This window comes from Dactylosporangium sp. NPDC051087 (assembly GCF_055586325.1).
The window spans coordinates 138,606-164,538 of sequence record NZ_JBVJIJ010000008.1; the positions used below are offsets into that span (position 1 = coordinate 138,606).

General features: G+C 72.6%; 25 protein-coding genes and 1 riboswitch. Of the genes, 9 read left to right on the plus strand and 16 right to left on the minus strand.

Annotated features, from left to right (window positions below; genetic code table 11):
- Positions 1-345, plus strand: a complete 345-nt coding sequence (locus tag ACZ6TV_RS17110) for a trypco2 family protein (RefSeq protein ID WP_465298133.1) — start codon at positions 1-3, stop codon at positions 343-345.
- Positions 346-352: 7 nt separating this feature from the next.
- Here the strand turns inward: ACZ6TV_RS17110 and ACZ6TV_RS17115 are convergent, their stop codons facing one another.
- Both ACZ6TV_RS17115 and ACZ6TV_RS17120 read right to left on the minus strand, forming a co-directional pair.
- Positions 353-1,156: a serine hydrolase domain-containing protein gene (locus tag ACZ6TV_RS17115; RefSeq protein ID WP_465298134.1), complete on the minus strand. Its 804-nt coding sequence runs from the start codon at positions 1,154-1,156 to the stop codon at positions 353-355.
- 32 nt (positions 1,157-1,188) lie between these two features.
- Positions 1,189-2,805, minus strand: a complete 1,617-nt coding sequence (locus ACZ6TV_RS17120; protein WP_465298135.1) for a chitinase — start codon at positions 2,803-2,805, stop codon at positions 1,189-1,191.
- A gap of 277 nt (positions 2,806-3,082) precedes the next feature.
- Here ACZ6TV_RS17120 and ACZ6TV_RS17125 point away from each other — a divergent pair, with 277 nt between their 5' ends.
- Entirely contained in the window at positions 3,083-3,931 is an 849-nt protein-coding gene (locus ACZ6TV_RS17125; RefSeq protein ID WP_465298136.1) for an SDR family oxidoreductase, read from the plus strand.
- A gap of 539 nt (positions 3,932-4,470) precedes the next feature.
- On the opposite strand, the gene ACZ6TV_RS17130 is transcribed toward ACZ6TV_RS17125, so the two are convergent.
- The 11 genes from ACZ6TV_RS17130 to ACZ6TV_RS17180 form a co-directional block, all read right to left on the minus strand.
- Positions 4,471-4,929 carry a GNAT family N-acetyltransferase gene (locus tag ACZ6TV_RS17130; protein ID WP_465298137.1) on the minus strand — a complete coding sequence of 153 codons (459 nt, stop codon included), beginning with the start codon at positions 4,927-4,929 and terminating at the stop codon, positions 4,471-4,473.
- A gap of 70 nt (positions 4,930-4,999) precedes the next feature.
- Complete coding sequence (locus ACZ6TV_RS17135; protein ID WP_465298138.1) at positions 5,000-7,168, minus strand: MMPL family transporter; 2,169 nt, start codon at positions 7,166-7,168, stop codon at positions 5,000-5,002.
- Between the two features lie 62 nt (positions 7,169-7,230).
- Positions 7,231-7,770, minus strand: a complete 540-nt coding sequence (locus tag ACZ6TV_RS17140) for a TetR/AcrR family transcriptional regulator (RefSeq protein WP_465298139.1) — start codon at positions 7,768-7,770, stop codon at positions 7,231-7,233.
- A 120-nt stretch (positions 7,771-7,890) separates the two neighbouring features.
- Positions 7,891-8,253 (minus strand): hypothetical protein, encoded by a 363-nt coding sequence (locus ACZ6TV_RS17145; protein ID WP_465298140.1) that lies wholly within the window; start codon positions 8,251-8,253, stop codon positions 7,891-7,893.
- A gap of 50 nt (positions 8,254-8,303) precedes the next feature.
- Positions 8,304-9,284 (minus strand): N-acetylglucosamine kinase, encoded by a 981-nt coding sequence (locus tag ACZ6TV_RS17150; protein ID WP_465298141.1) that lies wholly within the window; start codon positions 9,282-9,284, stop codon positions 8,304-8,306.
- The gene (locus ACZ6TV_RS17155) at positions 9,281-10,522 is read right to left on the minus strand and encodes a 6-phospho-beta-glucosidase (RefSeq protein WP_465298142.1); all 1,242 of its coding nucleotides are present in this window, start codon (positions 10,520-10,522) and stop codon (positions 9,281-9,283) included. The genes ACZ6TV_RS17150 and ACZ6TV_RS17155 overlap by 4 nt, the downstream gene beginning before the upstream one ends.
- Positions 10,519-11,340, minus strand: a complete 822-nt coding sequence (locus ACZ6TV_RS17160; RefSeq protein WP_465298143.1) for a carbohydrate ABC transporter permease — start codon at positions 11,338-11,340, stop codon at positions 10,519-10,521. Before ACZ6TV_RS17160 ends, ACZ6TV_RS17155 begins: the two co-directional genes overlap by 4 nt.
- Positions 11,337-12,248 (minus strand): carbohydrate ABC transporter permease, encoded by a 912-nt coding sequence (locus ACZ6TV_RS17165; RefSeq protein WP_465298144.1) that lies wholly within the window; start codon positions 12,246-12,248, stop codon positions 11,337-11,339. Before ACZ6TV_RS17165 ends, ACZ6TV_RS17160 begins: the two co-directional genes overlap by 4 nt.
- Position 12,249: 1 nt before the next feature.
- A complete protein-coding gene (locus ACZ6TV_RS17170) occupies positions 12,250-13,551 on the minus strand; it encodes an ABC transporter substrate-binding protein (protein WP_465298145.1) in 1,302 nt (433 codons plus the stop codon).
- A 156-nt stretch (positions 13,552-13,707) separates the two neighbouring features.
- Positions 13,708-14,835 carry an ROK family transcriptional regulator gene (locus tag ACZ6TV_RS17175; RefSeq protein WP_465298146.1) on the minus strand — a complete coding sequence of 376 codons (1,128 nt, stop codon included), beginning with the start codon at positions 14,833-14,835 and terminating at the stop codon, positions 13,708-13,710.
- 75 nt (positions 14,836-14,910) lie between these two features.
- The gene (locus ACZ6TV_RS17180) at positions 14,911-15,291 is read right to left on the minus strand and encodes a DnaJ family domain-containing protein (RefSeq protein WP_465298148.1); all 381 of its coding nucleotides are present in this window, start codon (positions 15,289-15,291) and stop codon (positions 14,911-14,913) included.
- Between the two features lie 14 nt (positions 15,292-15,305).
- Between ACZ6TV_RS17180 and ACZ6TV_RS17185 the strand changes: the two genes are divergently transcribed.
- Both ACZ6TV_RS17185 and ACZ6TV_RS17190 read left to right on the plus strand, forming a co-directional pair.
- Complete coding sequence (locus ACZ6TV_RS17185) at positions 15,306-15,896, plus strand: DedA family protein (protein ID WP_465298149.1); 591 nt, start codon at positions 15,306-15,308, stop codon at positions 15,894-15,896.
- A gap of 174 nt (positions 15,897-16,070) precedes the next feature.
- The gene (locus ACZ6TV_RS17190; protein WP_465298150.1) at positions 16,071-16,646 is read left to right on the plus strand and encodes a chaplin family protein; all 576 of its coding nucleotides are present in this window, start codon (positions 16,071-16,073) and stop codon (positions 16,644-16,646) included.
- Positions 16,647-16,767: 121 nt separating this feature from the next.
- Here ACZ6TV_RS17190 and ACZ6TV_RS17195 read toward each other — a convergent pair whose 3' ends face one another.
- The 3 genes from ACZ6TV_RS17195 to ACZ6TV_RS17205 form a co-directional block, all read right to left on the minus strand.
- Positions 16,768-17,601, minus strand: a complete 834-nt coding sequence (locus ACZ6TV_RS17195; protein WP_465298151.1) for a PhzF family phenazine biosynthesis protein — start codon at positions 17,599-17,601, stop codon at positions 16,768-16,770.
- Between the two features lie 205 nt (positions 17,602-17,806).
- Positions 17,807-18,214: a hypothetical protein gene (locus tag ACZ6TV_RS17200; RefSeq protein ID WP_465298152.1), complete on the minus strand. Its 408-nt coding sequence runs from the start codon at positions 18,212-18,214 to the stop codon at positions 17,807-17,809.
- 194 nt (positions 18,215-18,408) lie between these two features.
- On the minus strand, positions 18,409-19,311 hold the full coding sequence (locus ACZ6TV_RS17205) for a dihydrodipicolinate synthase family protein (protein WP_465298153.1): 903 nt from the start codon (positions 19,309-19,311) through the stop codon (positions 18,409-18,411).
- Positions 19,312-19,381: 70 nt separating this feature from the next.
- Between ACZ6TV_RS17205 and ACZ6TV_RS17210 the strand changes: the two genes are divergently transcribed.
- From ACZ6TV_RS17210 to ACZ6TV_RS17230, 5 genes are all read left to right on the plus strand, one after another.
- The gene (locus ACZ6TV_RS17210) at positions 19,382-20,260 is read left to right on the plus strand and encodes a LysR family transcriptional regulator (protein WP_465298154.1); all 879 of its coding nucleotides are present in this window, start codon (positions 19,382-19,384) and stop codon (positions 20,258-20,260) included.
- A 196-nt stretch (positions 20,261-20,456) separates the two neighbouring features.
- Positions 20,457-21,887 carry a DUF1800 domain-containing protein gene (locus ACZ6TV_RS17215; protein WP_465298155.1) on the plus strand — a complete coding sequence of 477 codons (1,431 nt, stop codon included), beginning with the start codon at positions 20,457-20,459 and terminating at the stop codon, positions 21,885-21,887.
- Positions 21,884-23,146, plus strand: coding sequence for a DUF1501 domain-containing protein (locus ACZ6TV_RS17220; protein WP_465298156.1), 1,263 nt, complete (start codon positions 21,884-21,886; stop codon positions 23,144-23,146). Before ACZ6TV_RS17215 ends, ACZ6TV_RS17220 begins: the two co-directional genes overlap by 4 nt.
- A gap of 453 nt (positions 23,147-23,599) precedes the next feature.
- Positions 23,600-24,592 (plus strand): hypothetical protein, encoded by a 993-nt coding sequence (locus tag ACZ6TV_RS17225; RefSeq protein WP_465298157.1) that lies wholly within the window; start codon positions 23,600-23,602, stop codon positions 24,590-24,592.
- A gap of 79 nt (positions 24,593-24,671) precedes the next feature.
- Entirely contained in the window at positions 24,672-25,718 is a 1,047-nt protein-coding gene (locus ACZ6TV_RS17230) for a hypothetical protein (protein ID WP_465298158.1), read from the plus strand.
- A gap of 97 nt (positions 25,719-25,815) precedes the next feature.
- Positions 25,816-25,910, plus strand: a riboswitch (glycine riboswitch).
- Positions 25,911-25,933: the final 23 nt, after the last annotated feature.

The window sequence follows — 25,933 nt, forward strand, 5'->3', positions numbered from 1 at the left end:
GTGCAGCCCATCTCCGCGAACGAACCGCTGAGCATCCCCGAGGCCATGGAGAGCCTGCGCGGCCAGCTGCTGGCCGCGATCGAGAACGCCGACGGCGAGCGGCTCACGTTCGCCGTCGACGCGGTCGAGGTGCAGCTGCAGATGACCGTCTCGACGGTCCGCAAGGCCGAGGGCAAGCTGGCGATCTGGAGCGTGGTCACCGCGGGCGGCGGCGTCGACCACACCAGGTCCCAGGTGCACACCGTGAAGCTCACGCTCCAGCCCACCCTGCACGACCCGGCCGCCGCACCCGCCGGCGAACCCGCCGGCGCAGACCCGCGGGTGCGCATCGCCGACGACGACTGACGGGCGCTCAGCCGAGGACGGCGTCGGACAGGACCGGCCAGACCTCCGCGGACCACTCGCCGAAGTCGCGGTCGGTCAGGCAGGCGCACGCCAGGCCGGCGACCGGGTCGACCCACAGGAAGGTGCCCGAGCGGCCGAAGTGGCCGAACGTGGCGGGTGAGTTGCGGGAGCCCGTCCAGTGCGGGGACTTCCCGTCACGGATCTCGAAGCCCAGCCCCCAGTCGTTCGGGTCCTGACGGCCGAAGCCGGGCAGTACACCGGAGACCCCCGGAAACTGGACGGTCGTCGCTTCCGGCATCAGGTCCGGGACCAGCGACGGGTCGAGCAGCTCCTGGCCGAGCAGGGCCAGGTCAGACAGCGGGCCCCTGGCACCGGCGGCGGGGGAGCCCTGCAGCGTGGTGCCGCCCATGCCGAGCGGGCGCAGCACCGACTCGGTCATCAGCTCGGCGAACGTGCCGCCGGTGCGAGTCAGCACGAAGTCGGCGAGCAGCTCGAACCCGCGGTTGGAGTAGATCCGCTTCCGGCCGGGCTGCGCGACCTGCGTGTCGTCGTCGAACGCGACCCCGGACGTGTGGGCCAGCAGGTGGCGGACCGTGGCGCCCTGCGGGGACTCGGCGCCGGCGGGCTCGTCGAGCGTCACGTCGCCCTTGTCGACGGCGACGAGGACCGTCAGCGCCGTCAGCAGTTTCGTCACGGACGCCCACGGCAGGGGGTCGTCCGGACCGGTGCGGTCGCGGATCCCTTCGGGACCCACGACCGCGACCGATGCGGTGGTGACTGGCCAGGTGCTGACGAGATCAAGGGCGCTCACGCACTCGAACCTACGGCAGCGCGGCCGCGGAACTACGGCAGGGCGTTCAGGAACGGTTCCTGGGTGTTCATGAACTCCCAGGAGTAGTACCGGTCCCAGTTGATGGACCAGGTCATCAGGCCCCGGAAGTTGGGCGAGGTGCCGCCGCGCAGGGTGTACCCACCGCAGCCGGTGCCCTTGACGAGGCAGTTGACGGCGGCCTGGACCACCGCCGGGGCGACGTAGCCGTTGCCGGCGCTGACCGCGGCCGGGACGCCGAACGCGATCTGGTCCGCGCGCAGGCCCGGGAACGTCTGACCGGTGTTCGCGACCGGGAAGCCGGCCTTCATCATGTCGGTCATCGCGATGTGGAAGTCCGCGCCGCCCATCGTGTGGTACTGGTTGTCCAGCCCGGTGATCGGACCCGAGTTGTAGTCCTGGACGTGCAGCACGGTGAGGAAGTCCCGGACCGCGTGGATGACCGGCAGGTAGGAGCCGGCCCGGTTGTCACCCTGCGTGGTGCCGCCGTAGAACTGGTAGCCCAGCTGCACGAAGAACGTCTCCGGCGCCATGGTCAGCACGAACTTGGTGCCGTACTTGGCCTTCAGCGTCTTGAGCGCGGCGATCAGGTTCACCACGACCGGCGTGGTCGGGTTGCGGAAGTCGGCGTCGCCGGCGTTGAGGTAGAGCGAGTGGCCCTCGAAGTCGATGTCGAGCCCGTCCAGGCCCCACCGGTCGATGATCGCGCTGACCGAGTTGACGAACGCGTCCCGCGCGGCGGTGGTGGTGAGCTGCACCTGCCCGTTCTGCCCGCCGATGGAGATCAGGATCTTCTTGCCCTGGGCCTGCTTGGCCTTGATCGCGGCGAGGAACTCGGCGTCGGACTCGACGTTGGGGCACTCGGCGACCGGGCAGCGGTTGAACCGGATGTCGCCGGACGTCACCGAGGTCGGCTCACCGAACGACAGGTTGATGATGTCCCACGCGGCGGGGATGTCGGCGACCCGCACGTAGCCGGAGCCGTTGGCGAAGCTGGCGTGCAGGTAGCCGATGAGCGCGTGCTTCGGCAGGCCCGTCACCGGCGGCTGGCTGGTGCTGGGGCTGGTGCTCGGGCTCTTGCTGGGGCTCGCGCTGGGGCTCTTGCTCGGGCTCGGGCTGCTGCTCGGGCTCTTGCTGGTGGTCGGCGACGTGGTCGGGTTGCCGCCGGGGCCGTCCAGGGAGATGTCGTCGGCCTGGTACGCGCCGGTGCCGTACCAGCCGTGGATGAACACCTGCACCGACGTCTGGCCGGCGGCGGTGGTGAACGGGACGGTGAGCTTGCTGTAGGCGGTCCCGCTGGTCCAGGTGGACGCGCCGCCGGTGATGCCGAGGTACACGTAGGAGCCGCGGACCCAGCCGGTGAGCGAGTAGGCGGTGTTCGGCTGGACCGTCACCGTCTGGGTGCAGTTGGCGGTGTCGGACGCGGTGGCGTTGCCGTTGAGGGCGTAGGACCCGCCGTGCACGGGCGTGGTCACGACCCCGGATCCGGTGCCGGTGCACGACCAGCCGGACAGGTTCCCGCTCTCGAAGCCGGGGTTGGTCAACAGATTGGCGGCATAGGCGTTCGTAGTGACGAGCAGACCGGTCACCAGCAGGATCGCGGCGCCGAGGATGAGCGCGATGCGCTTCATGGGGGTGGACCTCCATCGACGGTGCTCGCCATTATTAAGTTTCCTTACTGTTTTTGTAAAGCCCGGCCGCCTGCCTGAACGGCGCCGGTGGGTGCGGTACAGTCGGCGCACCGAGGAAGGGACGTGGTCGCGAGACACGACAAGACGGAGATGGGGTCCCGGTCGGGAGCTGACCGGCGATCGAGGTCTGCACCTCGCCGCGCTATGCGTGCGGCGCCGCTCCCTTGTACGTCCTCGCCCGGCGCCAGGTGTGCGCCGCGATCACCCTTGGAAGATCATGATTCTGGTCACCGGTGCCACCGGCACCATCGGTTCCGAGCTCGTCCCCCTGCTCGCGCGGCAGGGCGCCGTGCGGGCCATGACCCGCAGACCCAGGCTCCCCGGTGAGGTCTACGGCGACCTCGACCGGCCCGAGACACTGCCCGCCGTCCTCGACGGCGTGACCGCCGTGTTCGTCCTCGTCCCCGGGCACGGACCCGGCGGCCCGGTCCAGGAGCGGTCCCTCGTCGACGCCGCCTGCGCCGCCGGGGTCCGGCACCTGGTCAAGCTGTCCACCAGCGGGGTCACGTTCGGCGCCACCGACGCGATCTCCGCCGGCCACCGCGCCGGCGAGGACGTGGTCCGCGGGTCCGGGATCCCGTGGACGATCCTGCGGCCGGGGACGTTCATGACGTACCTGGAGCAGTACGCACCCGGGATCGCCGCGACCCGCACCATGACGGTCACCGAGACCGACCCGGTGTCCGCGATGGTGCACCCCCTCGACGTCGCCGCCGTCGCCGCGGCGGTGCTGACCACGCCCGGGCACGCGGGCCGGGAGTACACGATCACCGGCCCGGAGGCGTTGTCGCCGCGGCGCCAGGCGGACCTGGTCGGTGCGGTGATCGGCGCGCGGGTGCGGCTCGCGGTCCGGACGGTCGCGCAGACCCGGGCGGTGTCCGAGGCCCGCGGCCGGGGCGGTCCCCGGCTGGAGTCGCTGCTGGAGCTCAAACGGCAGTCGGGCGCGTGGGACAACGCGGTGTTCGACACGGTGCCGCGGATCGCCGGGCGGCCGGCGCTGACCCTGCGGGACTGGCTCGAGGAGCACGTGGACCTGTTCAGCGGCGACGGAACCGGTCGTCCCTGACGAGCACGTCCATGTCGAGGCCGGGGAGGCCGAGCAGGAGGGCCTCCCCGCGCCGGCGGACGTCGCGGAGCAGCGGCACGTCCGCGCACGCCGCGGTGACGTCGTCGCCGAGCCGGAACAGGGCCGCCGGCGTGCCGAGCAGGAACAGCGTCGCCGCGTGCTCGGCGACCCGCGGCGGCGGCGCGGCCCGGTCGTCGGGCGGGGCCGGGCGCGGCGCGGGTGAGTGCAGCGGGGGGGGGGGGGGGGGGGGGGGGGGGGGGGGGACCCCCCCCCCCCCCCCCACGCCTTCCACGCCGAGGGGCGCAGCGCACGGGAGACGACCAGGTCCAGGGGTCCGGGCAGCGGCAGGTGTACGACGCTGTGCGGGCTGACCGCCGCGACCCTGCACCAGGCGCCGAACTCCAGCAGCGCCGCGCGGGACCCGGCGAGCAGTCCGTCGCCGTGTGTCGCGAGCGGCGACCGGACCTCGAGCTCCGGCGCGGAACGGGGACGCAGCACCCGCCCGCCGGGGGCGCGGCCGACGAGGGCCCGCAGCCGGGTCACGCGGCCGGCAGCTCGAGCCGGAACCGCTGCTCCGGCCGCCCGGTGCGCGGATGCGGGGCGGGCGGTCCGTCCGGGACCCAGCCGAGCCCGGTGTACAGGCGCACGGCGGGCAGGTTGTCCACGTAGACGGCGAGCTCCGCGTGCGTGTGCCCGGCCGCCGCGAGCAGGCCCGGCAGGTGCAGCATCAGCCGGCGGCCGACGCCGGTGCCCCAGTCGGCGGGCCGCACCCCGACGTAGCGGACGACGGCGCCTTCGACGGCGCCTTCGACGGCGGCGAACCCCGCCACGGCGCCGGCCGGGTCGAGGGCCACGACGACCGTCAACCCCGATAGCAGCGGCCGGGCCAGGTGGAGCGGCGCGACCGGGCCGCCGTCGCGGGCGGCGGTCGCCGACGCCCAGACCGCGGCCGCACCGTCCAGCAACGCGTCGTCGGCGGTCACCAGGATCCGGGTCATCGCGTCAGTGTGCCGATGCCGGGAGCGGGCGGCGAGCGGATTCGCCCGCCACCCGGCCCCCGGCGGGGCGTCAGACCCGGACGGGCAACGGCTCGGGCTCGGCGGCGAGGTGCTCGCGGAGCTTCTCGCCCTCGATGTCGACGTTCGGCAGGATCTTCGACAGCCAGCCCGGCAGCCACCACGCGGACCGGCCGAGCAGCGACACGACCGCCGGGACGATCGTCATGCGGACCACGAACGCGTCGATGGCGACGCCGATCGCGAGGGCGAAGCCCATCGACTTGATGACGGGGTCGTCGAGCAGGATGAAGCCGGCGAACACCGACGTCATGATGAGCGCCGCCGCGGTGACCACCCGGGCGCCGTGGCCCATGCCGCTGATCGTGGCCTCCTGCGGGCCGGCGCCGTGGACGTAGTCCTCCCGCATCCGGGACACGAGGAACACCTCGTAGTCCATGGCGAGGCCGAACAGGATGCCGATGAGCAGGATCGGCAGGAAGCTGACGAGGGGCCCGGGCGTGTCGAGCCCGACGAGCGACGCCAGGTGCCCCTTCTGGAACACCAGGACGGTGATGCCGAAGGTGGCGCCGACGGTGAGCAGGAACCCGGCGGCGGCCTTGAGCGGCACCAGGATCGAGCGGAACACCAGCATCAGCAGCAGCACCGACAGGCCCACGACGAGCAGCAGGTAGCGCGGCATCGCGTCGGACAGCTTCTCCGACACGTCGATGCCGACGGCGGTCTGCCCGGTGAGCGCGATGTCGGCGCCCTGGACCTGCTTGACCTTGGCGCGGACGTCGTGGACGAGGGTCTCGGTGGCCTCGTCGGTCGGGCCGGTCTTCGGGATGATGGCGAGCAGGGCGGTCTTGCCGTCGCGGCTGAAGTTCGGCGGGGTCGCGGCGAGCAGGTTCGTGGTGCCCTGCAGGACGCCGAGCGCCTCCTGCGCCTTCGCCTTGGTCGTGTCCGGCGAGTCGGTGGACACCACCAGCGCGAGCCGGCCGTTGAAGCCGGGCCCGAAGCCCTGCTCGATGAGGTCGGCGGCCTTGCGGGCGGGGGAGTCGGTGGGGCCGGCGCTGGCGCCGGGCAGCGCGATGCGCATGTCCGCGGCGGGGATGGCGAGGGCGCCGAGGCCGATGACCCCGACGAGCAGCACGGGGATGCGGAAGCGGGTGATCGCCCGCGCCCAGCGGAACCCGAACCCTTCGGCGTGGGTGGGGACGGCGTCGACGGTCTTGCGCAGGCGCCTCGGCAGGATGCGCAGTCCGGCGAAGCCGAGCAGCGCCGGCTGCAGGGTGATGGCGACGAGCACCGCGACCGCGACGGTGCCGGCGGCGGCGAGACCCATCACGGTCAGGAACGGGATGTTGACGACGAACAGGCCGGCGAGGGCGATGACGACGGTGGCGCCGGCGAAGACGACCGCGGACCCGGCGGTGCCGACGGCCCGCCCGGCCGCCTCCTCGGGGGCGATGCCGTCGACCAGGTTCTGCCGGTGCCGGGAGGTGATGAACAGCGAGTAGTCGATGCCGACCGCGAGGCCGAGCATGAGCGCGAGCACCGGTGCGGTGCTGGTGAGCTGGATGGCGCCGCTCAGCGCGTAGAGCCCGGCCATGCCGGCGCCGACGCCGATGAGCGCGTTGAGCATCGTCATGCCGGCCGCGACCAGCGCGCCGAACGTCACGACCAGCACGACCAGGGCGATGAGCACGCCGATGCCCTCGGTGCCGCCGACCTCCGGTTCGCTGTTCATGACCTCGCCGCCGTGCTCGACCCGCAGGCCGGCCTGCTCGGCGGCGGCGCCGCTCGCCTCGTAGGCGGAGCGCTGCTCGTCGGTGACCTTGTCGGCCCGCTCGGCGAACTGGACGGTGATCAGCGCGTAACGGGTGTCCTGCGACACGGCGCCGGTCTGGAAGGGGTCGAGCGCGCCGATGACCCCCGGCAGTTTGCCCGCCTCCGCGACGAGCGCGTCGACCGTGCTCTTGGACGTCTGGAGGCTCTGCCCCTCCGGGGCGGCGACGACGATCGTGCCGGTCGCGCCGCTGGCCTCCGGGAACTGCGACTTCAGCGCGTCGATCGCCCGCTGCGACTCGGTGCCGGGCATCGTGAAGTCGCTGGAGGTCGCGCCGCGGAACGCGAGCGCCGAGCCACCGAGCCCGCCGAGGATCACCACCCAGATGATCAGCACGAGCCAGCGGTGCCGGAAGGATGCTCGCCCGAGCCGGTAGAGCACGGTTGCCATGTCGGTCGTCCTTAACTGGGTCAGGGGTTGTCGGAGAGGGATTCAGAGCGATTCAGAGCGATTCAGAGCGATTCAAGGGCCCGGCCGGCGGTGGCGATGAGCGCCGCCCGCAGGGTCGCGTCGTCGAACTCGGTGCAGGCGAAGATCACCGCGGGCAGCCCGGCGAGGACGAACTTCGCCGACAGCCGCGACTGCGCGGTGCCGGACGTGCCGGCGAGGGTCGCGTGCAGCTGTTCCGTCAGCTCGTGTACCGGCCGGAGCGCCGGCTGCAGGAGCAGGGCGGGCAGGTCCCCGTAGATGACCTGGATCTCGCGGCGGTGGCGCATCGCCAGCTCGACGAACCCCTCCACGGCGATCTTGCGCGCGGCGGCGGGTCCGGGGGCGGCGCCGACCTCGTCGAGGAGGTCCTTGAGCTCGGCGATGGCGGGCGCGCACAGCTCGCGGAGGATCGCGTCCTTGCCGTCGAAGTGATACAGCAGGGTGGCCTTGGAGCAGCCGACCTCGGCCGCGATGTCCTGCAGCGACGTGCCCTTGTAGCCGGACTCGGCGAACTGGCGGCTGGCGGCGGCGAGGATCTCGTCGCGGGTCCTGCTGCGGGCCATGGGGGTCACCTCCGACGGCCAGCATGCCTGACCGATCGGTCAGAACCTGACCGATCGGCCAGTTCTGTGCCCGACCTCACACACCCCATCGGCGGGCGACCGCCGGGTGTGAGCCTAGTGTCAGCTCGCGACGGTGAGCGGGCTGCCGCCGGTGTCCACGATCGGCCTGTCCTGCAGCGGCAGGTCCAGCCGGTACGCCACGACCTGCGACGTCGTCGGCACGGTGCCGCACGAGGGCAGGTCGTGCACGTAGGCGGCGAGCGCCACCTTCCGGTAGCTCTCGACGCCCGCCATCCGGTCGAACTCCTGGCAGCTGGAGAACGTCAGGTGCACGTTGAGCGTGCGCCCGTCGGTGTCCCGCGCCACGGCGACGTAGTCGATCGGCACGCGGGTCAGGTCCGGGTGCGCCGCCCACACCACCGCCACGGCAGCGGCGACCGCGCACGCCACCACACCCAGCCACACCGTGCTTCGCCGAGTCACGCGGATCCCCCTGTCCGTCAGACTTCGACCATAGCGGTGGAGCTGAATGTCTACAGGCCTGCTCGGACGGCGGCCTCCACGGTGGCGGGGACCGGGCCGCCGTGCAGCGCGTCGAGGGCGAGCAGCGCCGCCCCCGCGACCGGCGGCGACGACAGCACCGTCACCGACGCCCGCGGTGACAGCGCCGCGAGCCGCGCCAGGACGTCGGTGTGCAGCTGCGGGTGCCGGGCGGTGAGCACGCCCCCGCCGAGCACGACCGTGTACGCGGCGCCCAGCAGCCCCAGCCGGTCCGCGGCGACCCTGACCAGGGCCTCGATCTCGTCGGCGAGCCGGGCGACGACCCGCGACGCGACGGCGTCACCGGCCGCGGCGACGGTGAACAGGACCTCGCACAGCTCGTCGAGACGGCCCGGCGGCACGTCGCCCAGGTGCAGGGCGACGCTGACCGCCTCGGCGCTCGGCAGCCCGAACAGGTCGGTCACGGCGCCGGTCAGCGCGGTGGGCCGGCCGCGACCGTCCTCACCGCGGACCGCGTAGTACAGGGCGAGCGCGGCGAGAGCCTGACCGCCGCCCCAGTCACCGGACAGCTGGCCGAGCGCCGGGAAGCGCGACGTCCGCCCGTCGCGGCGACGCCCGGCGGCGTTGATCCCGGCGCCGCAGACGACGCCGACCGCGTCGGGGTCCGCGGTGCCGGCGCGCAGCAGGGCGAACAGGTCGTTGTCGACGGCGACCGCGTCGGCCAGGCCGAGCGCCGCCACGCCCTCGTTGAGCCGGTCGACCTCGACGGGCAGGTCGGCGCCCGCGAGGTACGCCGACAGCCGGCTCAACGGCAGCCCGGCCGGCAACGCGGCGGCCGCCCGGGCCTGCCGCACCAGGCCGCCCAGCGTGTCGAGGCAGCCGGGCAGGCCGATGACGTGCGGGGACACGGTGGGACCGTGGATGCGGGCGAGGATCCTGCCGTCGGAGTCGCCGAGCACGACGTCGGTCTTGGAGTTGCCGCCGTCGACCGCGGCGTAGAGCCGAGCCGTCACGACAGCCACGCGAGGTGGTCGCGGTTCGCGGCGAGCAGGTCGTCGGTGAGGCGGGCCGCCCGGTCGTGCTGGCCGACCAGCGGGTGCGCGAGCAGTGCCTGGTACACCCGGTCCCGGCCGCCCCGCACGGCGGCGTCGACGGCGAGCTCCTCGTAGGCGCTGACCGCGCCGACGAGACCGCGCAGGTGCGCGGCCAGCGGCGGGGCCGGCAGCGGGGTCGCACCGGAAGCGCCGACCTCGCAGGTGACCTCGATGACGGCGTCGTCGGGCAGGAACGGCATGGTGCCGCCGTTACGGACGTTGACGGCGTGGATGCCGCCGTCGTCGTGCTGCAGCGAGGCGATCAGCCCGACCGCCGCCTCGGAGTAGAACGCGCCGCCCCGCTGCCCGAGCAGCTCGGGCTTCCTGGTCAGGGCGGGGTCGGCGTACATGCGCAGCAGCTCCGACTCGATCTCGGCCACGCGGGCGCCGCGGGTCGGCTGCCCCCGCTCCTCGGCGACCACGGCGTCGTGGCAGTAGAAGTACCGCAGGTAGTACGACGGCACGTTGCCCAGCGACGCCAGCACCGGCGCGGGGATCTGGACCTCGGCCGAGATGTCGCCGAGGTGGTCCGTCAACAGGGACGGCAGCCGGTCCACGCCGTCCACGTACGCCGCGCGCTCCCACGTGAGGTGGTTGAGCCCGACGTGGTCCAGTACCACGGCGGACGGCGCGACACCGAGGGTCGCCGCGAACCGGCGCTGGAAGCCGATCGCCACGTTGCACAGGCCCGCCGCCCGGTGCCCGTGGTCGAGCAACGCCCGCGTCACGATCCCGACCGGGTTGGTGAAGTTGACGATCCACGCGCCGGGGTCCGCCCGCCGCGCGATGTCCAGGACCACCGGCACCGTGCGCAGCGCCTTGGCGAGGCCGCCGGCGCCCGTCGTCTCCTGCCCGACACAGTCGCAGGCGAGGGGGAACGTCTCGTCGCTGATCCTCGCCGCCTGCCCGCCGACCCGCAGCTGGATGACCACGGTCGAGGCACCCTCGAGGGCGTCGTCGACGTCGGACGTCCACCGCAGCGTCCCCGGGTGCCCGTGGGCGGCCATGAGCCGCCGGGCGAACGCCCCGACGACGTCGAGGCGCTCCCGGTGCGGGTCGAGCAGGACGATCTCCGAGGCGAACGGTGCGAGCCGCGCGAACCCGTCGATGAGCTCCGGGGTGTAGGTGGACCCGCCCCCGACGACGGCGATTTTCAACCTTTGACTCCTGTCAACGTGACACCTTGCACGAAGGCGCGCTGGGCGAAGAAGAACAGCACCACGATGGGCACCATCGTGAGGATGGTGGCGGCGCTGACGAGGTTCCACTGCACATGATGCAGGGTCCTGAAGGACGCGAGGCCCAAAGAGAGGGTCCAGTTGCGTTCGTTCTCGCTGGTGTACAGCAGTGGCCCGTAGTAGTCGTTCCAGGCGTAGAAGAACTGGAACAATGCCGCCGCGGCGATCCCGGGCCGGGCCATCGGCAGCACGATCCTCAGCAGGGTCCGCCACTCGCCGCACCCGTCGACCCGGGCCGCGTCGAGGTACTCGGTGGGGATGGTGAGCAGGAACTGCCGTAGGAGGAAGATGGAGAACGCGTCGCCCAGCAGCATCGGCAGCACCAGCGGCCACAGCGTGCCGGTGAGCCCGTAGTTCGCCCACATCAGGTACAGCGGCACCGTCGTGACCTGCGGCGGGATCATCATCATGCAGACGATGACGACGAGGTAGACCCCCTGCCCCCGCCAGCGCAGCTTCGCGAGGGCGTAGGCGGCGGGCACGCTGGCCAGGAGCATGAACACGGTCGCCGCCACCGCGTACAGCACCGTGTTGAGCAGGTACCGCGGCAGCGGCGTCTTGCCGAACACGTCGGCGTAGTTGGCGAAGCGCCACTCCCGCGGCCAGTAGGACGAGGTCAGCGCCTGCGAGTCGGTCATCAGCGAGGTCAGCACCAGGAAGAGCACGGGCGCGACGAACATGACGCACAGCGCGACGGTGATGCTGTGCCGTGCCGTCCACAACAACCAGCGGTTCATGTCACCTTCAATGAGCGGCGCAGGAGCAGCAGCGAGACGGCGAAGGCGACGAGGAACAGCACGACCGCCATCGCGTTGGCGTAGCCGAGGGCGCCGTAGCGGAAGCCGACGACGTACAGCCACAGCGGGTAGGTGAACGTGGAGCCTTCCGGGTAGCCGAAGGTGGAGGAGATGCCGGCGCCGGTCGTGGCCTGGCCGCTGGCCGCCGACGCCGCGACCGCCGCCTGGGTGAAGTACTGCAGGGTGCCGATGACCCCGACGACGGCGGTGAACAGCACGACCGGCGAGATGTGCGGCAGCGTCACGTTGCGGAAGCGCTGCCAGGCGTTCGCCCCGTCGATCTGGGCCGCCTCGAGCTGCGCCTGCGGCACGTCCAGCAGCGCCGCCAGGTACAGCACCATGATGTCGCCGACGCCCCACAGGCCGAGCAGGACCAGCGACGGTTTGGACCAGTCGGGGGAGTTGAACCACAGCGGCCCGTCGACGCCGACCTGCGCCAGGGCGGTGTTGACCGGGCCGACGCCGGGTTTGAGCAGGTACACGAAGGCGAGGGTGGCGGCGACCGGCGGGGCGAGGGCCGGCAGGTAGAAGATCGTGCGGACCAGCCCGCCGCCGCGCCTGACGGTGGTGAGCAGCCAGGCGGTGGCGAGGCCGCCGATCATCCGGGCCGGGACCATGATCGCGCACAGCCACAGCGTGTTGACCGCGGCGCGGGTCAGGAACGGGTCGTCGAACAGGTGCCGGTAGTTGCGCAGCCCGACCCACTCCGGGGTGCTGAGCAGGTCGAACTTCGTGAACGAGAAGTAGACCGCGCTCAGCAGCGGATACAGGAAGAAGACCACGATGCCGACCGTCGCCGGCGCCATGAACGAGGCGACGGTCAGCGTGTGGCGGAGCTTGTGGTGCACGTTACCCGCCCAGCGTCAGCAGCGAGTTGACCTGCTTGTCCACGTCGGACAGGCCTTTGCCGAGGTCGGTGGCGGCGCCGCTCTGCCAGGAGTCGCAGAACGTCTGGAATGTCTCCTGGTACGCGGGTCCGGCCGACGACGGCGGCGTGGTGGTGGTCTTCGGGTGGTTGAAGATGTCCACGAACGTCTTGAACTCCGCGTCCAGGTGCAGGTCCGGCGACGCGAGGGCCTCCTTCGTGGACGGGATGTTCTTGAGGCTGTTGGCGAGCTTGACGATCGCCTTGGTGTCGGTGGTCAGGTACTTGATGAGCTCCCACGCCGCTTCGGGGTTCTTCGCGGTGCGGGAGATGCCGATGACGTTGCCGGTGACGTAGCCGGCGCCGTACCGGTCGGGGCCGGCGGTGGGCATCGGGGCGACCCCGAACTGCAGGTCCGGCGCCTGGTCCTTGGCGAACGCGATGCGGTACTCGCCGTCGAAGTTCATCGCGACCTGGCCCTTCTGGAAGGCGTTCGCGTCGGAGTACTCGTCGCCGAGGGAGGCGCGGAAGGCCTCGAGCTTGTCGTACCCGTACCAGTCGACGAGGTCCTTCTGCCACTTGAGCAGGGTCTGCCAGGCGGGGTCGCCGCCGATCGCGGACTTCCCGTCGCCGGTGAGCCACTGCCCGCCGACCATCGGCCCGAGGTGCGAGGGGGCGTTCTCGTAGAAGCCCCACAGCGGCAGGAACCCGGCGACCTGGATGGTGCCGTCGGCGGAGCGTTTGGTGAGCTTCTTCGCCGCGGCGGTGAACTCCTCCAGGGTCTTCGGCGGCCCGGCGATCCCGGCCTCGGTGAAGAGCTTCTTGTTGTAGTACAGCCCGTAGGCGTCGGCGAGCACCGGCATGGCGCAGCGCTTGTTCCTGTACTGCGTGTACTCCTTGACGGTCTGCGGGAAGCCGTCGAGGGACACCTTGTCGCGGGTCAGGTACTGGCCGAGGTCCAGCCAGGCGCCGCTGGCGCAGAACTGCCCGACGATGTCGGTGGAGTAGGACAGGCCGACGTCGGGGCCCTGCCCGCCGCCGATCGCCTGGGTCATCTTCGAGTCGTCCTGGCCGGACTTGACCACGACCTTGATCTTCGGATGGGTGGCCTGGAAGTCGGCGACGACGGCGTCGATCGCCTCGGCCTCGCGGTCGGTGAAGAAGTGCCAGAACTCCACGGTGCCGGAGACGTCGGCGCCGGGGTCGGCGATCGGTTTGTTCTTCGGTCCGGGGGTGCAGGCGGTGACGAGCAGCGCCACCGCGACGAGGGGGATGAAGCGACGCAAGGGGTTCCTCCTGGGGGTCGGAACGAAGCGTGCGGAAGCGGCGGTCACGCCGAAGGCATTGACCGATGTCACTTGCATGAGGGATGGTGTGTGGAGCGCGCGGACGCCGGTCGATGCCGCCAGATCGGCCGGCGTCCGCGGTTCGAGGGGGCGCCGTCAGGCGCCCGGTTGCCGCAACCTGTCGAGCAGGACCCGGCGCACGGCGGACAGCGCGGCGTCCGCGGCGCCGAGCAGGGGAGCGTCGTCCTCGACGGTGCTCACCGCGATCTCGGTCTCCAGCGGCGCGGCCCGCGCCATCGCCTTCGCCACCGCCTCGCCGAGCGCGGTCCCGCCTTCCCGGCCGATCTCCCCGCCGAGCACCACGAGCGGCGGGTCGAGCACCGCGACGACCGCGGCGAGGCCGAGCACGATCCGGCCGGCGAGCTCGCGCAGCAGTGCCGCGTCGGTGACCGGCACGCCGCGCTCGTCCGCGAGGGCCCGCACCGCGGCGCCGCTGACCAGGTCGTGGAAGTCGCGGGCGCCCTCGGCCGAGACGGGCATGTAGCCGATCTCGCCGGCGCCGCCGCGGGCGCCGCGCAGCAGGTTGCCGCCGCCGAGGTCGATGGCGAGGCCGAGGCCGGACTCGCCGAGCCACAGCAGCGCGAACCCGTCCGTGTCCGGCAGGTCCCGCGCGGCGCCGTGGGCGCGTTCGGCGAGCGCGGCGAGGTTGACGTCGTTGTCGACCTCGACCGGCACGCCGGCCGCGGTGGCGAGGTCATCGACGAGACCGCGGCGGCTCCAGCCGGGCACATCGACGTGGTGGATGACCCGGTCCCGGGGGTCGAACGAGCCGGCGACGGCGAGCTGCACGTGCGCGACCGGGCCGCGGTCGACCCCGGCGGCGGCGCACAGCGCGTCGATGGCGGACGTGACCGCGGTGGCCGGGTCGGTGTGCGCGAAGTCGGCCGGGACGGCCAGCCTGGCCCGCTGGACGCCGCGCAGGTCGTGCAGCGACGCGGTCAGCGACGGTGCGCCGTCGCGCACCGACATGGCGACGGCATACGCGGCGTCGGGGTTGACCGCGTACACCTCCGCGTTGGGGCCGGGCCGGCCGGTCTCGTGCCCGGCGCCGACGACCAGGTCGGCGTCGGCGAGGCGGCGGATCGCCTCGGAGATCGTGGGCTTGGACAGGCCGGTCAGCGTCCGCAGCTCGGCGCGGGTGAGCTGCCCGTGGTCGAGGAGGTGACCGAGCGCGGCCGCCTCGTTGAGTGCCTTGAGCAGCTTGGAGGAACCACCGAGCGGCATTTGCTGCCTCCTCCAACTAATAGGCAGATTGACTAACAGTTGCGGGAGCAACGTAAGCGGCGCCACGCCACCGTGTCAACGGCCCGTTCGCCAGTCGCGCACCACGGCGTCGGCGTCCAGGGGCGGCAGGAGCGTCGCCGGGCCGTCCATCAATCCACGTCGTGCCTGCTCGATGCGGGTGTTGAGGTCCTCGACCACGGCCCGGACCTGCTCCTCGGTCCGCAGCGCGGGCAACCGCTCCGGCAGGTCCTCGACCTCGCGGCGCAGCCGCAGGGTCGGCGGCACCCCACCCGGCAACCCCTCCCGCCGGGCGAGGTCGCGGATCCACCAGTCCTCGTCGTAGAGCTCCCCGCGGTCCGGCAGCGGCTTCCCGGCGCCCGGCAGATCGTCGAACTGCCCGGCCTCCTGTGCCTCGCGGATCTGCCGGTCGATGTGCGACTCGTACCAACTCGACATGATCTCATTGTCCCGTGGAGCAACTGGAGCGCTACGGCTATCCCGCCCTCGCCCTGCTGGTGCTGCTGGAGGGGATCGGCATCCCCACCCCGGCGGTCAGCGTGGTGGTGGCCGCCGCCGTGCTCGCCGGGCACGGCTCGATGAGCCTGCCCCTGGTCGTCGTGATCACCTTCGCCGCCGCCGTCGCGGGGGACAACCTGGGCTTCTGGCTCGGCCGCAAGGCCGGTCGCCCGGTCATCCTGCGCTGGGGCCGCCGGGTCGGGCTGACCGAGCCGCGCCTGGACCGCGCCGAGCGCTTCTTCGCCCGCCGGGGCCGCAACATCGTCGTCGTCGCCCGCTTCATCGACGGCCTGCGCCAGACCAACGGCCTCATCGCCGGCGCGATCGCCCTGCCCTGGCGCGTGTACGCGATCCGCGACGCGATCGGCGGCGCCCTCTGGACCGCCCTGTGGGTCTCGATCGGCGCCTTCGCCGGCGGCAACCTCGACCGCCTGCGCGCCCTGGTGCACCGCTACGAGACCCCGGCCCTGATCGTCGGCGCGCTCGTGCTGATCTCGCTGCCGCTGGTGTACCTGTGGCGCCGCCGCCGCCGGACCTCGCCTTGATCGAGATCTGTCGCTGACCCCAAGGCGCCACGCCGTAGAGGACTACATTACGTAACCTTGCGGGTGCATTGCGTGACTGTTTTTCGTGAAATATCCGTCCAGGACTCGCATTTCGGGTTTAGTGGGGGTCGCGACGGACGTTCACCGTCGATCACTCGTCGAAAGGTCGTCATCATGAATCGCTGGCTCATCCGGTCGGTGCAGATCGCCGCGCTGTCCTTGGGTGGCCTCGCGCTCACCGGCACCGCCGCCCACGCCGACTGGGACACGGGCTACAACGCCGGGTTCTTCAACGGCAACCAGTCCTCGACCACGGTCCAGGTGCCGGTCAACGTCTGCGGCAACGCCGTGGCGATCGTCGGCTTCGCGAACGCCAACTGCTCCGGCGGCGCCTACGCCTACAACGGCGACGGCGGCAGCTACAGCGGCGCCGGCAACGGGAACGGCAACGGCAACGGCAACGCGAACGCCAACAGCCACAAGAAGAAGCACAAGAAGCACCACGCCAACAACAACTCGTACGGCAACAACAACAGCTACCACAACAGCTCGTACGGGAACGGCAACGGCAACGGCAACGGCAACGGTGGCGGCGGCGGCGCGTACGCGTACAACAGCAACGGCGGCAACTGGACCTCGGGCTACAACGCCGGGTTCTTCAACGGCAACCAGTCCTCGACCACCGTCCAGATGCCGATCAACGTGTCGTGCAACTCGGTCGCCGTGATCGGGTTCGCCTCCAGCTGCTGACGCGACAGTAGAGGCACCGCCTGCCTCGACCCGTAGAGCGTTGGCCGATGTCCGCGGTGGATCAGCCCTCCCCGCGGCGCACCGGCCAACGCTTCTCGCGTTCCAGGCGGGTTTTCGCCGGCTATCCGATCGGCACGGCGGTGCCGGTGACCGCGACGCCCCGGCCCGGGTCCGCGTCCAGCTCGACGGTGACGAGGCTGGGCCGGCCGAGGTCGTCGCCCTGGTGGATGCGCAGCGTCGCCGGCACGTCGACGAGCCCGAGCTCGCGCAGGTACCCGCCGAACGCGGCCGCCGCGGCACCGGTCGCCGGGTCCTCGTAGACGCCGCCGGGCGGGAACGGGTTGCGGGCGTGGAACACCGTCGCCGACTCCCGACACACCAGGTCGACCGTGGTCCAGTCGTGCCGCGCCATCAGCGCGGTCAGCGCCGGCACGTCGTAGTCGAGGTCGGCGAGGCGGGCCCGGGTGGCGGCGGCGACGACCGGGTGCCGGGCCCCCGCGTACGCCACCCGCACCGGCAGCGCCGGGTCGAGGTCCTCGGCGTCCCAGCGCAGCGCGCGCAGCAGCGCGGCCCGCGTGTCCGCGTCGATCGGCTCGGTGTGCGGCGGGACGCTGCGCAGCGTCGCGGTCAGCCCGTCGACGCCGACGCGCGTCTCGACCTCGATCGTGCCGACGCGTGACTCGAAGCGCAGCGGCCCGAGCCCGAACCGTTCGGCGTACGCGGCGGCGGTCGCGATCGTGGCGTGGCCGCAGAACGGCACCTCCGCGAGGGGACTGAAGTACCGCACCCTGATCCGGCCGTCGTCATGGAAGAGGAACGCGGTCTCGGAATACCCGACGTCGGCGGCGATGGCCTGCATCGCTGGGTCGTCGAGCCCGGCGGCGTCGAGCACCACCCCGGCCGGGTTGCCGCCCTTGGGGTTCGTGGTGAACGCGCTGTACCGAAGGATTTCCATGCCCTCGACGCTAGGCGCGGTCCGGCACGGCGGCGCGGTCCAATCGGCGCCGGGTGGTTGTAAGCACCGCCACGTGTCGGCAACCCGGCGGCGCCTTCGCTCCCGCGTCCAGGCCGGCGCGCCGCCCGCATAGCGGCCGCACGGACAACGACGGCGCCGGTCAGCTGCGGGGCTGACTGACGCCGTCGTGACGTGCGGAGGAGAACTAGTTGGACGCGACGCCGAGCTGGCCGCCACCGTCGGTGTGCAGCTCCGTGGCGGACGCGAACTGCGTGTCCAGCTGGTGCTGGAGGGCGTCGAGCTGGCCGAACTCCGACGCGTGCGAGGACTCCGAGCCCTCGGCGGCGAAGATGTGATCGGTCTCGGCCGCGTTGTGGTCGTACGAGGTGAAGTTCGACTCCTCGTAGTGCGCACCGCTCGGGTCGCTGTATTCGACGTGGTGACCCTGGTCGAAGCTGGTCGACTCGGCCGAGGCGTGGTCCTGCTCGTAGACGCCGAAGTTCGAGTTGTAGTCGTTTTCGCTGCCCTCGACCTGGTGGAGCTGGTCCAGCGACTCGTGCTCCTGGCCAGCCTCGACGTGGCCGTAGTCGGCGCCGGTGTCGAAGTCGCTCATGGGAGTTCCCCCTCAGTTGCTAACGCTTGGTGACATCATCGACGGTACGGCCTGTTGGGTTGAGTGGAATCCCCCGAACGTGCCACCGTGACAAGCTGGTCGAACCGCCCGGTATGTGCTGACGTGGGGCATGCATGACATCCGCGTCTGTGGGTGACCGGCCGGTGACGATGCATCGATGACCGCCGGTCCCGTCACCCGGCCGGACGGCCCACCCCTGCCGGGTCGTGGACGGTGTCGATCGTGTTCAGCGCCGCGTCGAGCGCCGCGCCCGACGCGGGCAGCAGCGGCAGCCGCACGTCCGGGGTCGGGATCCGCCCGGTCGCGTGCAGCACGGCCTTGATGACCGCCGGGTTCGGCTCGGCGAACAGCGCCGCCGACACCGCCGCGAGTCCCGCACCGAGCGCCCTGGCCCGCGCGACGTCGCCGTCCCGCCACGCCTCGGCGAGTGCCACGAACCGGCCCGTCGCCACGTGCGCCGACGCGAGGATCCCGCCGGCCGCGCCGACGGCGAGCAGCGGCCCGATCACCGTGTCGTCCCCGCCGAGCACGGCGAACCCGCTCGGCAGCGCCCCGAGCAGCGCCACCGTGTCACCGGTGACCGCCCCGTCGGACAGCTTCATCCCCACCACGTTCGGCAAGGCAGCGATCCGCAGCAGCGACCCGACGTCCAGGGCCTGCCCGGTCCGATACGGCACGTGATAGACCACCACCGGCACCGGCGAAGCGGCCGCGACCGCCTCCAGGTGCGCGGCGACCCCCGCCGCGCCCGGCCGCGTATAGGGCGGCACGACCACCATCGCGGCGTCCCCACGGACGTGCCGCACCGCCTCGACCGTCGCGGCCGTGCCGCTGCCACCCGTCCCGACCAGCAACGGCACCCGATACGCCGCGCAGACCTCCCGGCACGTCGACACCACCGAGGCCTGCTCCGCCGCGGTCAGCGTCGCCGGCTCCCCGGTCGTGCCGAGGGCGACCAGCCCTGCCGCGCCCTCGTCGAGGACCTGCCGGGCCAGCGCGGACAGCGCGGCCAACGCCACCGACCCGTCGCGGGCGAAGGGCGTCACGAGCGGCACGAAGATCCCCGAAAGCTCCATGCGACCACTGTCGCGGCCGCCGAGCGGAAGGTCCAGTTCACATTCGTTCACGCGAGCATAAGATGAACTGATGCTCGACGCCCGCAAGCTCCGCCTCCTGCGCGACCTCGCCGACCGGGGCACCATCGCCGCCGTCGCGGCCGCCCACAACTACACCCCGTCCGCGGTGTCGCAGCAGCTCGCCGCCCTGGAACGGGAGGCGGGCACGGCGCTGCTCGCCCGCACCGGCCGCGGCGTCACCCTCACCGCCGCCGGCACCGTCCTCGCCGCGCACGCCGAGGACGTCCTCGCCGCCCTCGAACGCGCGACCGCCGCGCTCGCCGCCACCCGCACCGGCCTGTCCGGGCCGCTGCGCATCGGCGCGTTCCCGACGGCGATGCGGACCCTGCTGCCCGGCGCGCTCGTCGCCCTCGCCGGCGAGCACCCGGCGCTCGACCTCACCGTCGACGAGCTCGACCCGGCGCACGTCCCGGCCCGCCTCCGCGACGGCACGCTCGACGTCGCCCTCGTCCACGACTACGACCTGGTCCCCATCGCCCCCGACCCGGCCCTGGACACCGCGCCGCTGCTCGAGGAGACGATGTACCTCGCCGCGACCCGCCCCCTCGACCTGCGCGAGTGCCGCGACGAGCCGTGGATCCTCGCCGGGCCCGGCACGCTGTGCCACACGATGACGGTCCGGGCGTGCGAGGCCGCGGGGTTCCTGCCCCGCGCCCGCCACCACGCCGACGACTTCGTCACCGTCCTGACCCTCGTCGCCGCCGGTCAGGGCGTCGCGGTCGTCCCGTCCCTGGCGCTGCGCCCGATCCTGCACCAGGGGGTCGTCGACGGTGTCGTCCTCACCCCGCTCGGCACCAGACGGCGGACCAGGTTCGCCTACCGGGCCGGCACCGGCGCGCACCCGTCGATCGCCGCGTTCGTCGCCGCCGTCCGTACAGCGGCCGGATAGAAGGCCGGATAGAAGGCCGGATAGAAGGCCGGATAGAAGGCCGGATAGAAGGCCGGATAGAAGGCCGGACAGAAGGCCGGACAGAAGGCCGGACAGAAGGCCGGACCGAAGGGCGCGGCGGTGCGGTGCGGTTGCCGGGCAGGAGCTTGGCGGGCACCTCCGTCAGACCGGCCGCCGCCGTGTCGACGTTCGACCCGTGACCGTCTTCACCCCTCAGGACCCGGTCCTGCACCTGCTGCGCCGCGCCACCTACGGGCCGACCCCGGCCGCGGAGGCCGAGCTGCGCTCGCTCGGCGTCACCGCCTGGCTGGACCGGCAGCTGGCCCCGGCGACCATCGACGACACCGCGTGCGCGAAGCTGCTCACCCGGTTCCCGCTGATCGGCCTCGACATCACCGCCGTCCGGGCCAGGGTGAAGGCCGGCGCCATGAAGAACGGCGGCTGGGACGCGATGCAGGAGCTCGGCTCCGCCGCCGTCGCCCGGGCCGCGTGGAGCAAGCGGCAGCTGCTCGAGGTCATGGTCGACGTGTGGTCGAACCACCTCAACGTCACCTGCCCGTCCAGCGACGTGTGGGACAGCCGCGGCTCGTACGACGCGCTGATCCGCACGCACGCGCTCGGCCGGTTCGCCGACCTGCTCAAGGCGAGCGCCACCTCCCCGGCGATGCTGTCGTACCTGGACAACCGCAGCTCCACGAAGGCGAAGCCGAACGAGAACTACGCCCGTGAGCTCATGGAGCTGCACACCGTCGGCCTCATCTACACCGAGGCGGACGTGAAGGACGCCGCGCGCCTGCTCACCGGCCTCACCGTCGACAAGAGCACCGGCCTGTACAAGTTCGACGCCACGCAGCACGCGACCGGCGCCGTCACCATCCTCGGCTGGCGTCACGACAACGCCACCGCCGGTGGTGGCGAGGCGGCCGCGCTCGCCTTCATCGAGATGCTCGCCCAGCATCCCGCGACCGCCGAGCGCGTCGCCCGCAAGCTCTGCGTCCGGTTCGTCTCCGACGATCCACCGGCCGCGCTCGTCCAGCGCCTGCAGCAGGTGTACGTGCAGCAGAAGTCCGCGATCGCCCCGGTCCTGCGGGCGCTGTTCACGTCGCCGGAGTTCGCCGCGTCGGTGGGTGCGAAGGTCCGCACCCCGTTCGAGGACCTCATCGGCACGGTCCGCGTCCTGGGCCTGCAGCCGGAGGCGGCCGGCACCGAGGGCGTCCGCGCCCTGTACAACTACCTCGTCGCCGCCGGTCATGCGCCGATGCGGTGGGCGCCGCCGAACGGGTACCCGGACGTCGCCGCCGCCTGGACCGCGCCGTCCGGGCTGCTCATCCGCTGGAACGCGCACCTGAACCTGGCCGCCGGGTGGTACCCGAAGCAGCTGGTCCGGCCCGCGTCGATGCTCGCGTCGCTGGTGCCGGCGCTGCCGCCGACGCACGGCGCGTTCGTCGACGCGCTGTCGACCCGGCTGGTCGGCACCACGCTGCAACCGGCGCACCGCGACGCGCTGCTCAGTTTCCTCGGCAAGACGCCGACAAGTCCCCTGAAGGCGAAGGACCCCGCCGTGACCGGCAGGCTGCCGCACCTCATCGCCCTCATCCTCGACTCGCCCTACTTCCTGGCCAGGTGACTGTGTTGAACGCTTGCTGCTCCGCCGAGTCCGGCGAAGGTCTGTCCCGCCGCGGACTGCTGGGCCGTGCCGCCGTCATCGGCGCGGGCGCCGCGCTCACCGGCCTGGTCGGGGAGGGCCTCGCCACCCGGCTGGCGTTCGCCGGCACCCCGTACACCGGCGACACCATCGTCGTGCTGTCGTTGCGTGGAGGGTTCGACGGGCTGTCCGCCGTCGTCCCGATCGGTGACCCCGACTACTACGCCGCCCGGCCGGGCATCGCGGTGCCGAAGGCGTCGGTGATCGCCGGGGACGGGATGTTCGGCCTGCACCCGGCGTTCGCGCCGCTGCTGGCCCGCTGGAACGCCGGCACGTTCGGCGCCGTGCACGCCGTCGGCCAGCCAAATCCGTCCCGCTCCCACTTCCAGGCGATGGAGGAGATGGAGCGCGCCGCCGCCGGCACCTCCGTGCGCACGGGCTGGCTGGACCGGATGCTGGGCGTCGCCGGCGCGGTCTCGCCGACCGCCGGTGTCGCCATGGGCGCCACCTCACCGGCGCGGGCGTTCGCCGGGCCGTCCCCGGACGTGTCGATGTCGTCCGTCGACGGGTTCGCCCTGTCCGGCAACGACGCGAAGACCCCGATGGCCGCGACGATCGCCAAACTCTTCGACGGCGCCCCGGCGGTCATGGCCGACCCGGCCCGCGCCGTCAACGCCACCCTCGGCACGGTCGCCACGCTGGGCAAGTACACGCCGGCGGCCACCTACCCGGCGACCGCCCTCGGCAAGGCCCTGTGCGACGTGGCCCGCCTGGTGAAGTCGAACGTCGGCCTGATGGCGGCGACCGTCGACTTCGGCGACTGGGACATGCACGAGGGCCTCGGCGGACCCGCCAAGGGCCAGCGGATGCACGACCACCTGACCGAGCTCGCCCTGGCCCTGGAAGCGTTCGCCGCCGACCTCGGCGACGCCTTCAAACGCGTCACCCTGGTCACGCTCAGCGAGTTCGGCCGCCGCGTCGCGGAGAACGGCTCCCGCGGCGTCGACCACGGCAACGGCAACGCCATGCTCCTGCTCGGCGGCAACGTCCGCGGCGGCCGCGTCCACGGCGTCTGGCCCGGCCTCGCCCCGGCGAAGCTGACGGCCGGCGACCTCGCCTCGACCACCGACTACCGCTCGGTCATCGGCGAGCTCCTCCAGCGCCGCTGCGGCGTCGGCTCGCTGACCAACATCTTCCCCGACGTCACCCCCTCCTCGTACGACCTGGCCGTCGCCCGTTGACCACCCCCGGCACGCTCGAACCGCGCGCGGGGTAACCCGGAAGATCGATGTCCGCCGGGGCGCGGCACGCATAGATTCGCGTGATGCGCCCGCCGAACCCGAAGCTCGTGGTGCTCGCCCTCGGCCTGTCACTGCTCGGCTTCCTGGGGCTGCTGACCCTGGCCGACGCCGAGCCGTTGGTCCAGTTCCGGTCCGCGCCTGCCGTGGACGGGGCCAGCGTGCCCGGCTGGGCGCTCGACCCGGCCCAGCCGAACCGCGACCTGGCGATGGACGTGGTGATCAGCGGCACGGCCGAGCGGCTGAGCGTCGCCGTCTCCTACGAGCTGCGGGTGCCGGCGAGCGACCCGCTGCTGGAGCTCCTGGCGTTCCGCGAGGTCACCGGCGCGGACCTGGGCCGGTTCGTGGCGCTCGGCCCGGCGAACACCCCCGTCACGGCTGTTCGTGGTGCTGGTCGTGGCGACCGACCCGTTCCCGTTCGGCTGGCTGCACCTCGTCGCGGTGGGCTGGCTGGTGCTCGCCTGGCGCTGGCTGGTGCCGGTCGACCGGCGGGCGAAGGCGGTCCGGCTGGCCGGCGTCGACGCCGAGCGCCACCGCGAGCTCGTCGGGCAGGAGACCCGGCGACGGCTGGCCGAGGCGAGCGCGCACGACCTGTACCGCAAGGCCCGCGCCAGACTCGCCGGCCAGGAGGTGGGGCTGGCCGCGTACGACGTCGCGCAGCGGGACCTCGACCACGCCGCCCGGCTCCCCGCGCCGTCCGGACAGGGCATCACCACCGCCGACGCCCTGTCCACCGGCGGTGGCGCCGCGCCGTGGCCGAACGCCGTGCGGGCCGTCGCCTACGCCACGCCGGTCGCGGTGCTGCTCGTCGGCTACGAGACGTTCGCGCTGCTCGCCCCGGACGCCGGCGCGTCGGCGATGCGCGCGCGCACCCTCGCCGAGCTGGCCGAGATCGCGGCACACACCGCGCGCTGGTTCGTGTACGCGCTCATGTTCGGCTTCCTGTACCCGCTGCTGCGCGGCACCGCCCCGGTGACGAAGGCCGCCGCGTTCGCGGTCGCCCTGCTGGGTGTCGAGCTGCTCCCGATCTTCGACCTGTCCGCCCGGTCCGGCGGGGCGTCGTCGGTGCTGTCCCCGGTGTCCGGCCGCGAGCTGCTCTTCGCGGTGCTGATCCGGACGGGCCAGCTGGTCATGTTCGCCGGCGTGCTGAGCCTGCTGTGGGAGCGCTGGCTGACCCGGGCGGCCGGCTACTCGTGGGACCGGGTCCGCAACGTCCGCAGCGTGCGCGCCCTGGCCGCCCCGGTCGGCACCGTCGCGGCCGCCGTGCTCACCGCGGCGGGCACCGCCCTCGCCGGCGCGGCCGTGGCCGCACTCCTCGCCGCCGGCCCGGCGACGGACGGCGACCCCGCCTCCCGCCCCACCCCGACACCAGCCACCCCTGGCCGGTGACCGCGGGCGTCGGACAGGCCGTCCGGGTAGGGTGCCGACTGGTCCGTGAGGATCGAGGGCCCCGACCCGAGGAGATTCGTTGAAGCGCAGTGCCGCGCTCGCTGTCGTCGTCGTGTGTGCCGTGAGCGTGGCCGGGTGCGGCTCGTCGAAGGAGCCCAAGGCGGCGCCCGCGGCGGCCGCGTCCGAGGTGTCGCAGACGGCCGCGCCCGACGGCGCCGGGGGGCTGGGGTCCGTGAGCCCGTCCGCCTCGGCGAAGGGCCCGTGCACGGTCTTCCCCGCCGACAACGTGTGGCGGGCCGACGTGTCGAAGCTGCCGGTGCACCGGGACTCGGCGGCGTGGGTGGCGAGCATCGGGGCGTCGGCGAAGGCGCACCCCGACTTCGGCGCGGGCCTGATCGACGGCGCGCCGTTCGGCATCCCGATCACGACCGTCGGCGCCGGGCAGGCCGGCGTGAAGGTCGGCTTCGACTACGCCGACGAGAGCGACAAAGGTCCCTACCCGATCCCGCGCAGCGCCCGCATCGAGGGCGGCGCGAACGCCGACGGCGACCGGCACGTCATCGTCCACGACACGGCCGCGTGCAAGTCCTACGAGCTCTTCGACGCGCACCCCAACGCGGACGGCTCCTGGAAGGCGGGCTCCGGCGCCGTCTACGACCTGCGCCGCAACGACCTGCGCAAGGCCGGCTGGACCTCCGCCGACGCGGCGGGCCTGTCGATCCTCGCCGGGCTGGCCCGCGCCGACGAGGCCGGCGCGGGGAAGATCGGCCACGCGATCCGCTTCACGGCGCCGCGCACGAAGAACGCCTACATCTGGCCCGCCCGCCACGCGGCGTCCTCGTCCGGCGACGCCGCGCTGCCGCCGATGGGGGCCCGCTTCCGCCTGAAGGCGTCCGTCGACATCTCCAAGTTCCCTCCCCAGGCCCGGACGGTGGCGCAGGCGCTCAAGCAGTACGGCGCGATCCTGGCCGACAACGGCTCGCCGTGGTTCTTCTCGGGGACCCAGGACGACAAGTGGAGCAACGACCAGCTGAACGCGTTGAAGTCCCTGTCCGGCAAGGACTTCGAGGCCGTGGACAGCTCCCTGCTGATGGTGGATCCGAACTCCGCCCGCTGCCGCCCCTGAGTCATGGACCTAGCTTCCTAGGACGCCCTGGCGCGTGTGGTGTGGACCACGGGCGCGTGACCATAGTCGAAGAACCGGTAGATTAGGCAACGCCGGCAATACCCGCGCGGGAGAGATCGTCTGAACGTAAGGCGACGCCGAAGGGGCAAATCCTCCCCGGAACCTCTCAGGCAGAAGGACCGCGACGGGTTGGCACCTCTGGAGGCCACACGACA

Excerpts from the sequence above, each read along its gene's own strand:
- ACZ6TV_RS17120 (WP_465298135.1), bottom strand. The coding sequence starts at position 2,805 with ATGAAGCGCATCGCGCTCATCCTCGGCGCCGCGATCCTGCTGGTGACC.
- ACZ6TV_RS17125 (WP_465298136.1), top strand. The coding sequence starts at position 3,083 with ATGATTCTGGTCACCGGTGCCACCGGCACCATCGGTTCCGAGCTCGTC.
- ACZ6TV_RS17130 (WP_465298137.1), bottom strand. The coding sequence starts at position 4,929 with ATGACCCGGATCCTGGTGACCGCCGACGACGCGTTGCTGGACGGTGCG.
- ACZ6TV_RS17135 (WP_465298138.1), bottom strand. The coding sequence starts at position 7,168 with ATGGCAACCGTGCTCTACCGGCTCGGGCGAGCATCCTTCCGGCACCGC.
- ACZ6TV_RS17140 (WP_465298139.1), bottom strand. The coding sequence starts at position 7,770 with ATGGCCCGCAGCAGGACCCGCGACGAGATCCTCGCCGCCGCCAGCCGC.
- ACZ6TV_RS17160 (WP_465298143.1), bottom strand. The coding sequence starts at position 11,340 with ATGAACCGCTGGTTGTTGTGGACGGCACGGCACAGCATCACCGTCGCG.
- ACZ6TV_RS17175 (WP_465298146.1), bottom strand. The coding sequence starts at position 14,835 with ATGCCGCTCGGTGGTTCCTCCAAGCTGCTCAAGGCACTCAACGAGGCG.
- ACZ6TV_RS17180 (WP_465298148.1), bottom strand. The coding sequence starts at position 15,291 with ATGTCGAGTTGGTACGAGTCGCACATCGACCGGCAGATCCGCGAGGCA.
- ACZ6TV_RS17190 (WP_465298150.1), top strand. The coding sequence starts at position 16,071 with ATGAATCGCTGGCTCATCCGGTCGGTGCAGATCGCCGCGCTGTCCTTG.
- ACZ6TV_RS17195 (WP_465298151.1), bottom strand. The coding sequence starts at position 17,601 with ATGGAAATCCTTCGGTACAGCGCGTTCACCACGAACCCCAAGGGCGGC.
- ACZ6TV_RS17200 (WP_465298152.1), bottom strand. The coding sequence starts at position 18,214 with ATGAGCGACTTCGACACCGGCGCCGACTACGGCCACGTCGAGGCTGGC.
- ACZ6TV_RS17205 (WP_465298153.1), bottom strand. The coding sequence starts at position 19,311 with ATGGAGCTTTCGGGGATCTTCGTGCCGCTCGTGACGCCCTTCGCCCGC.
- ACZ6TV_RS17210 (WP_465298154.1), top strand. The coding sequence starts at position 19,382 with ATGCTCGACGCCCGCAAGCTCCGCCTCCTGCGCGACCTCGCCGACCGG.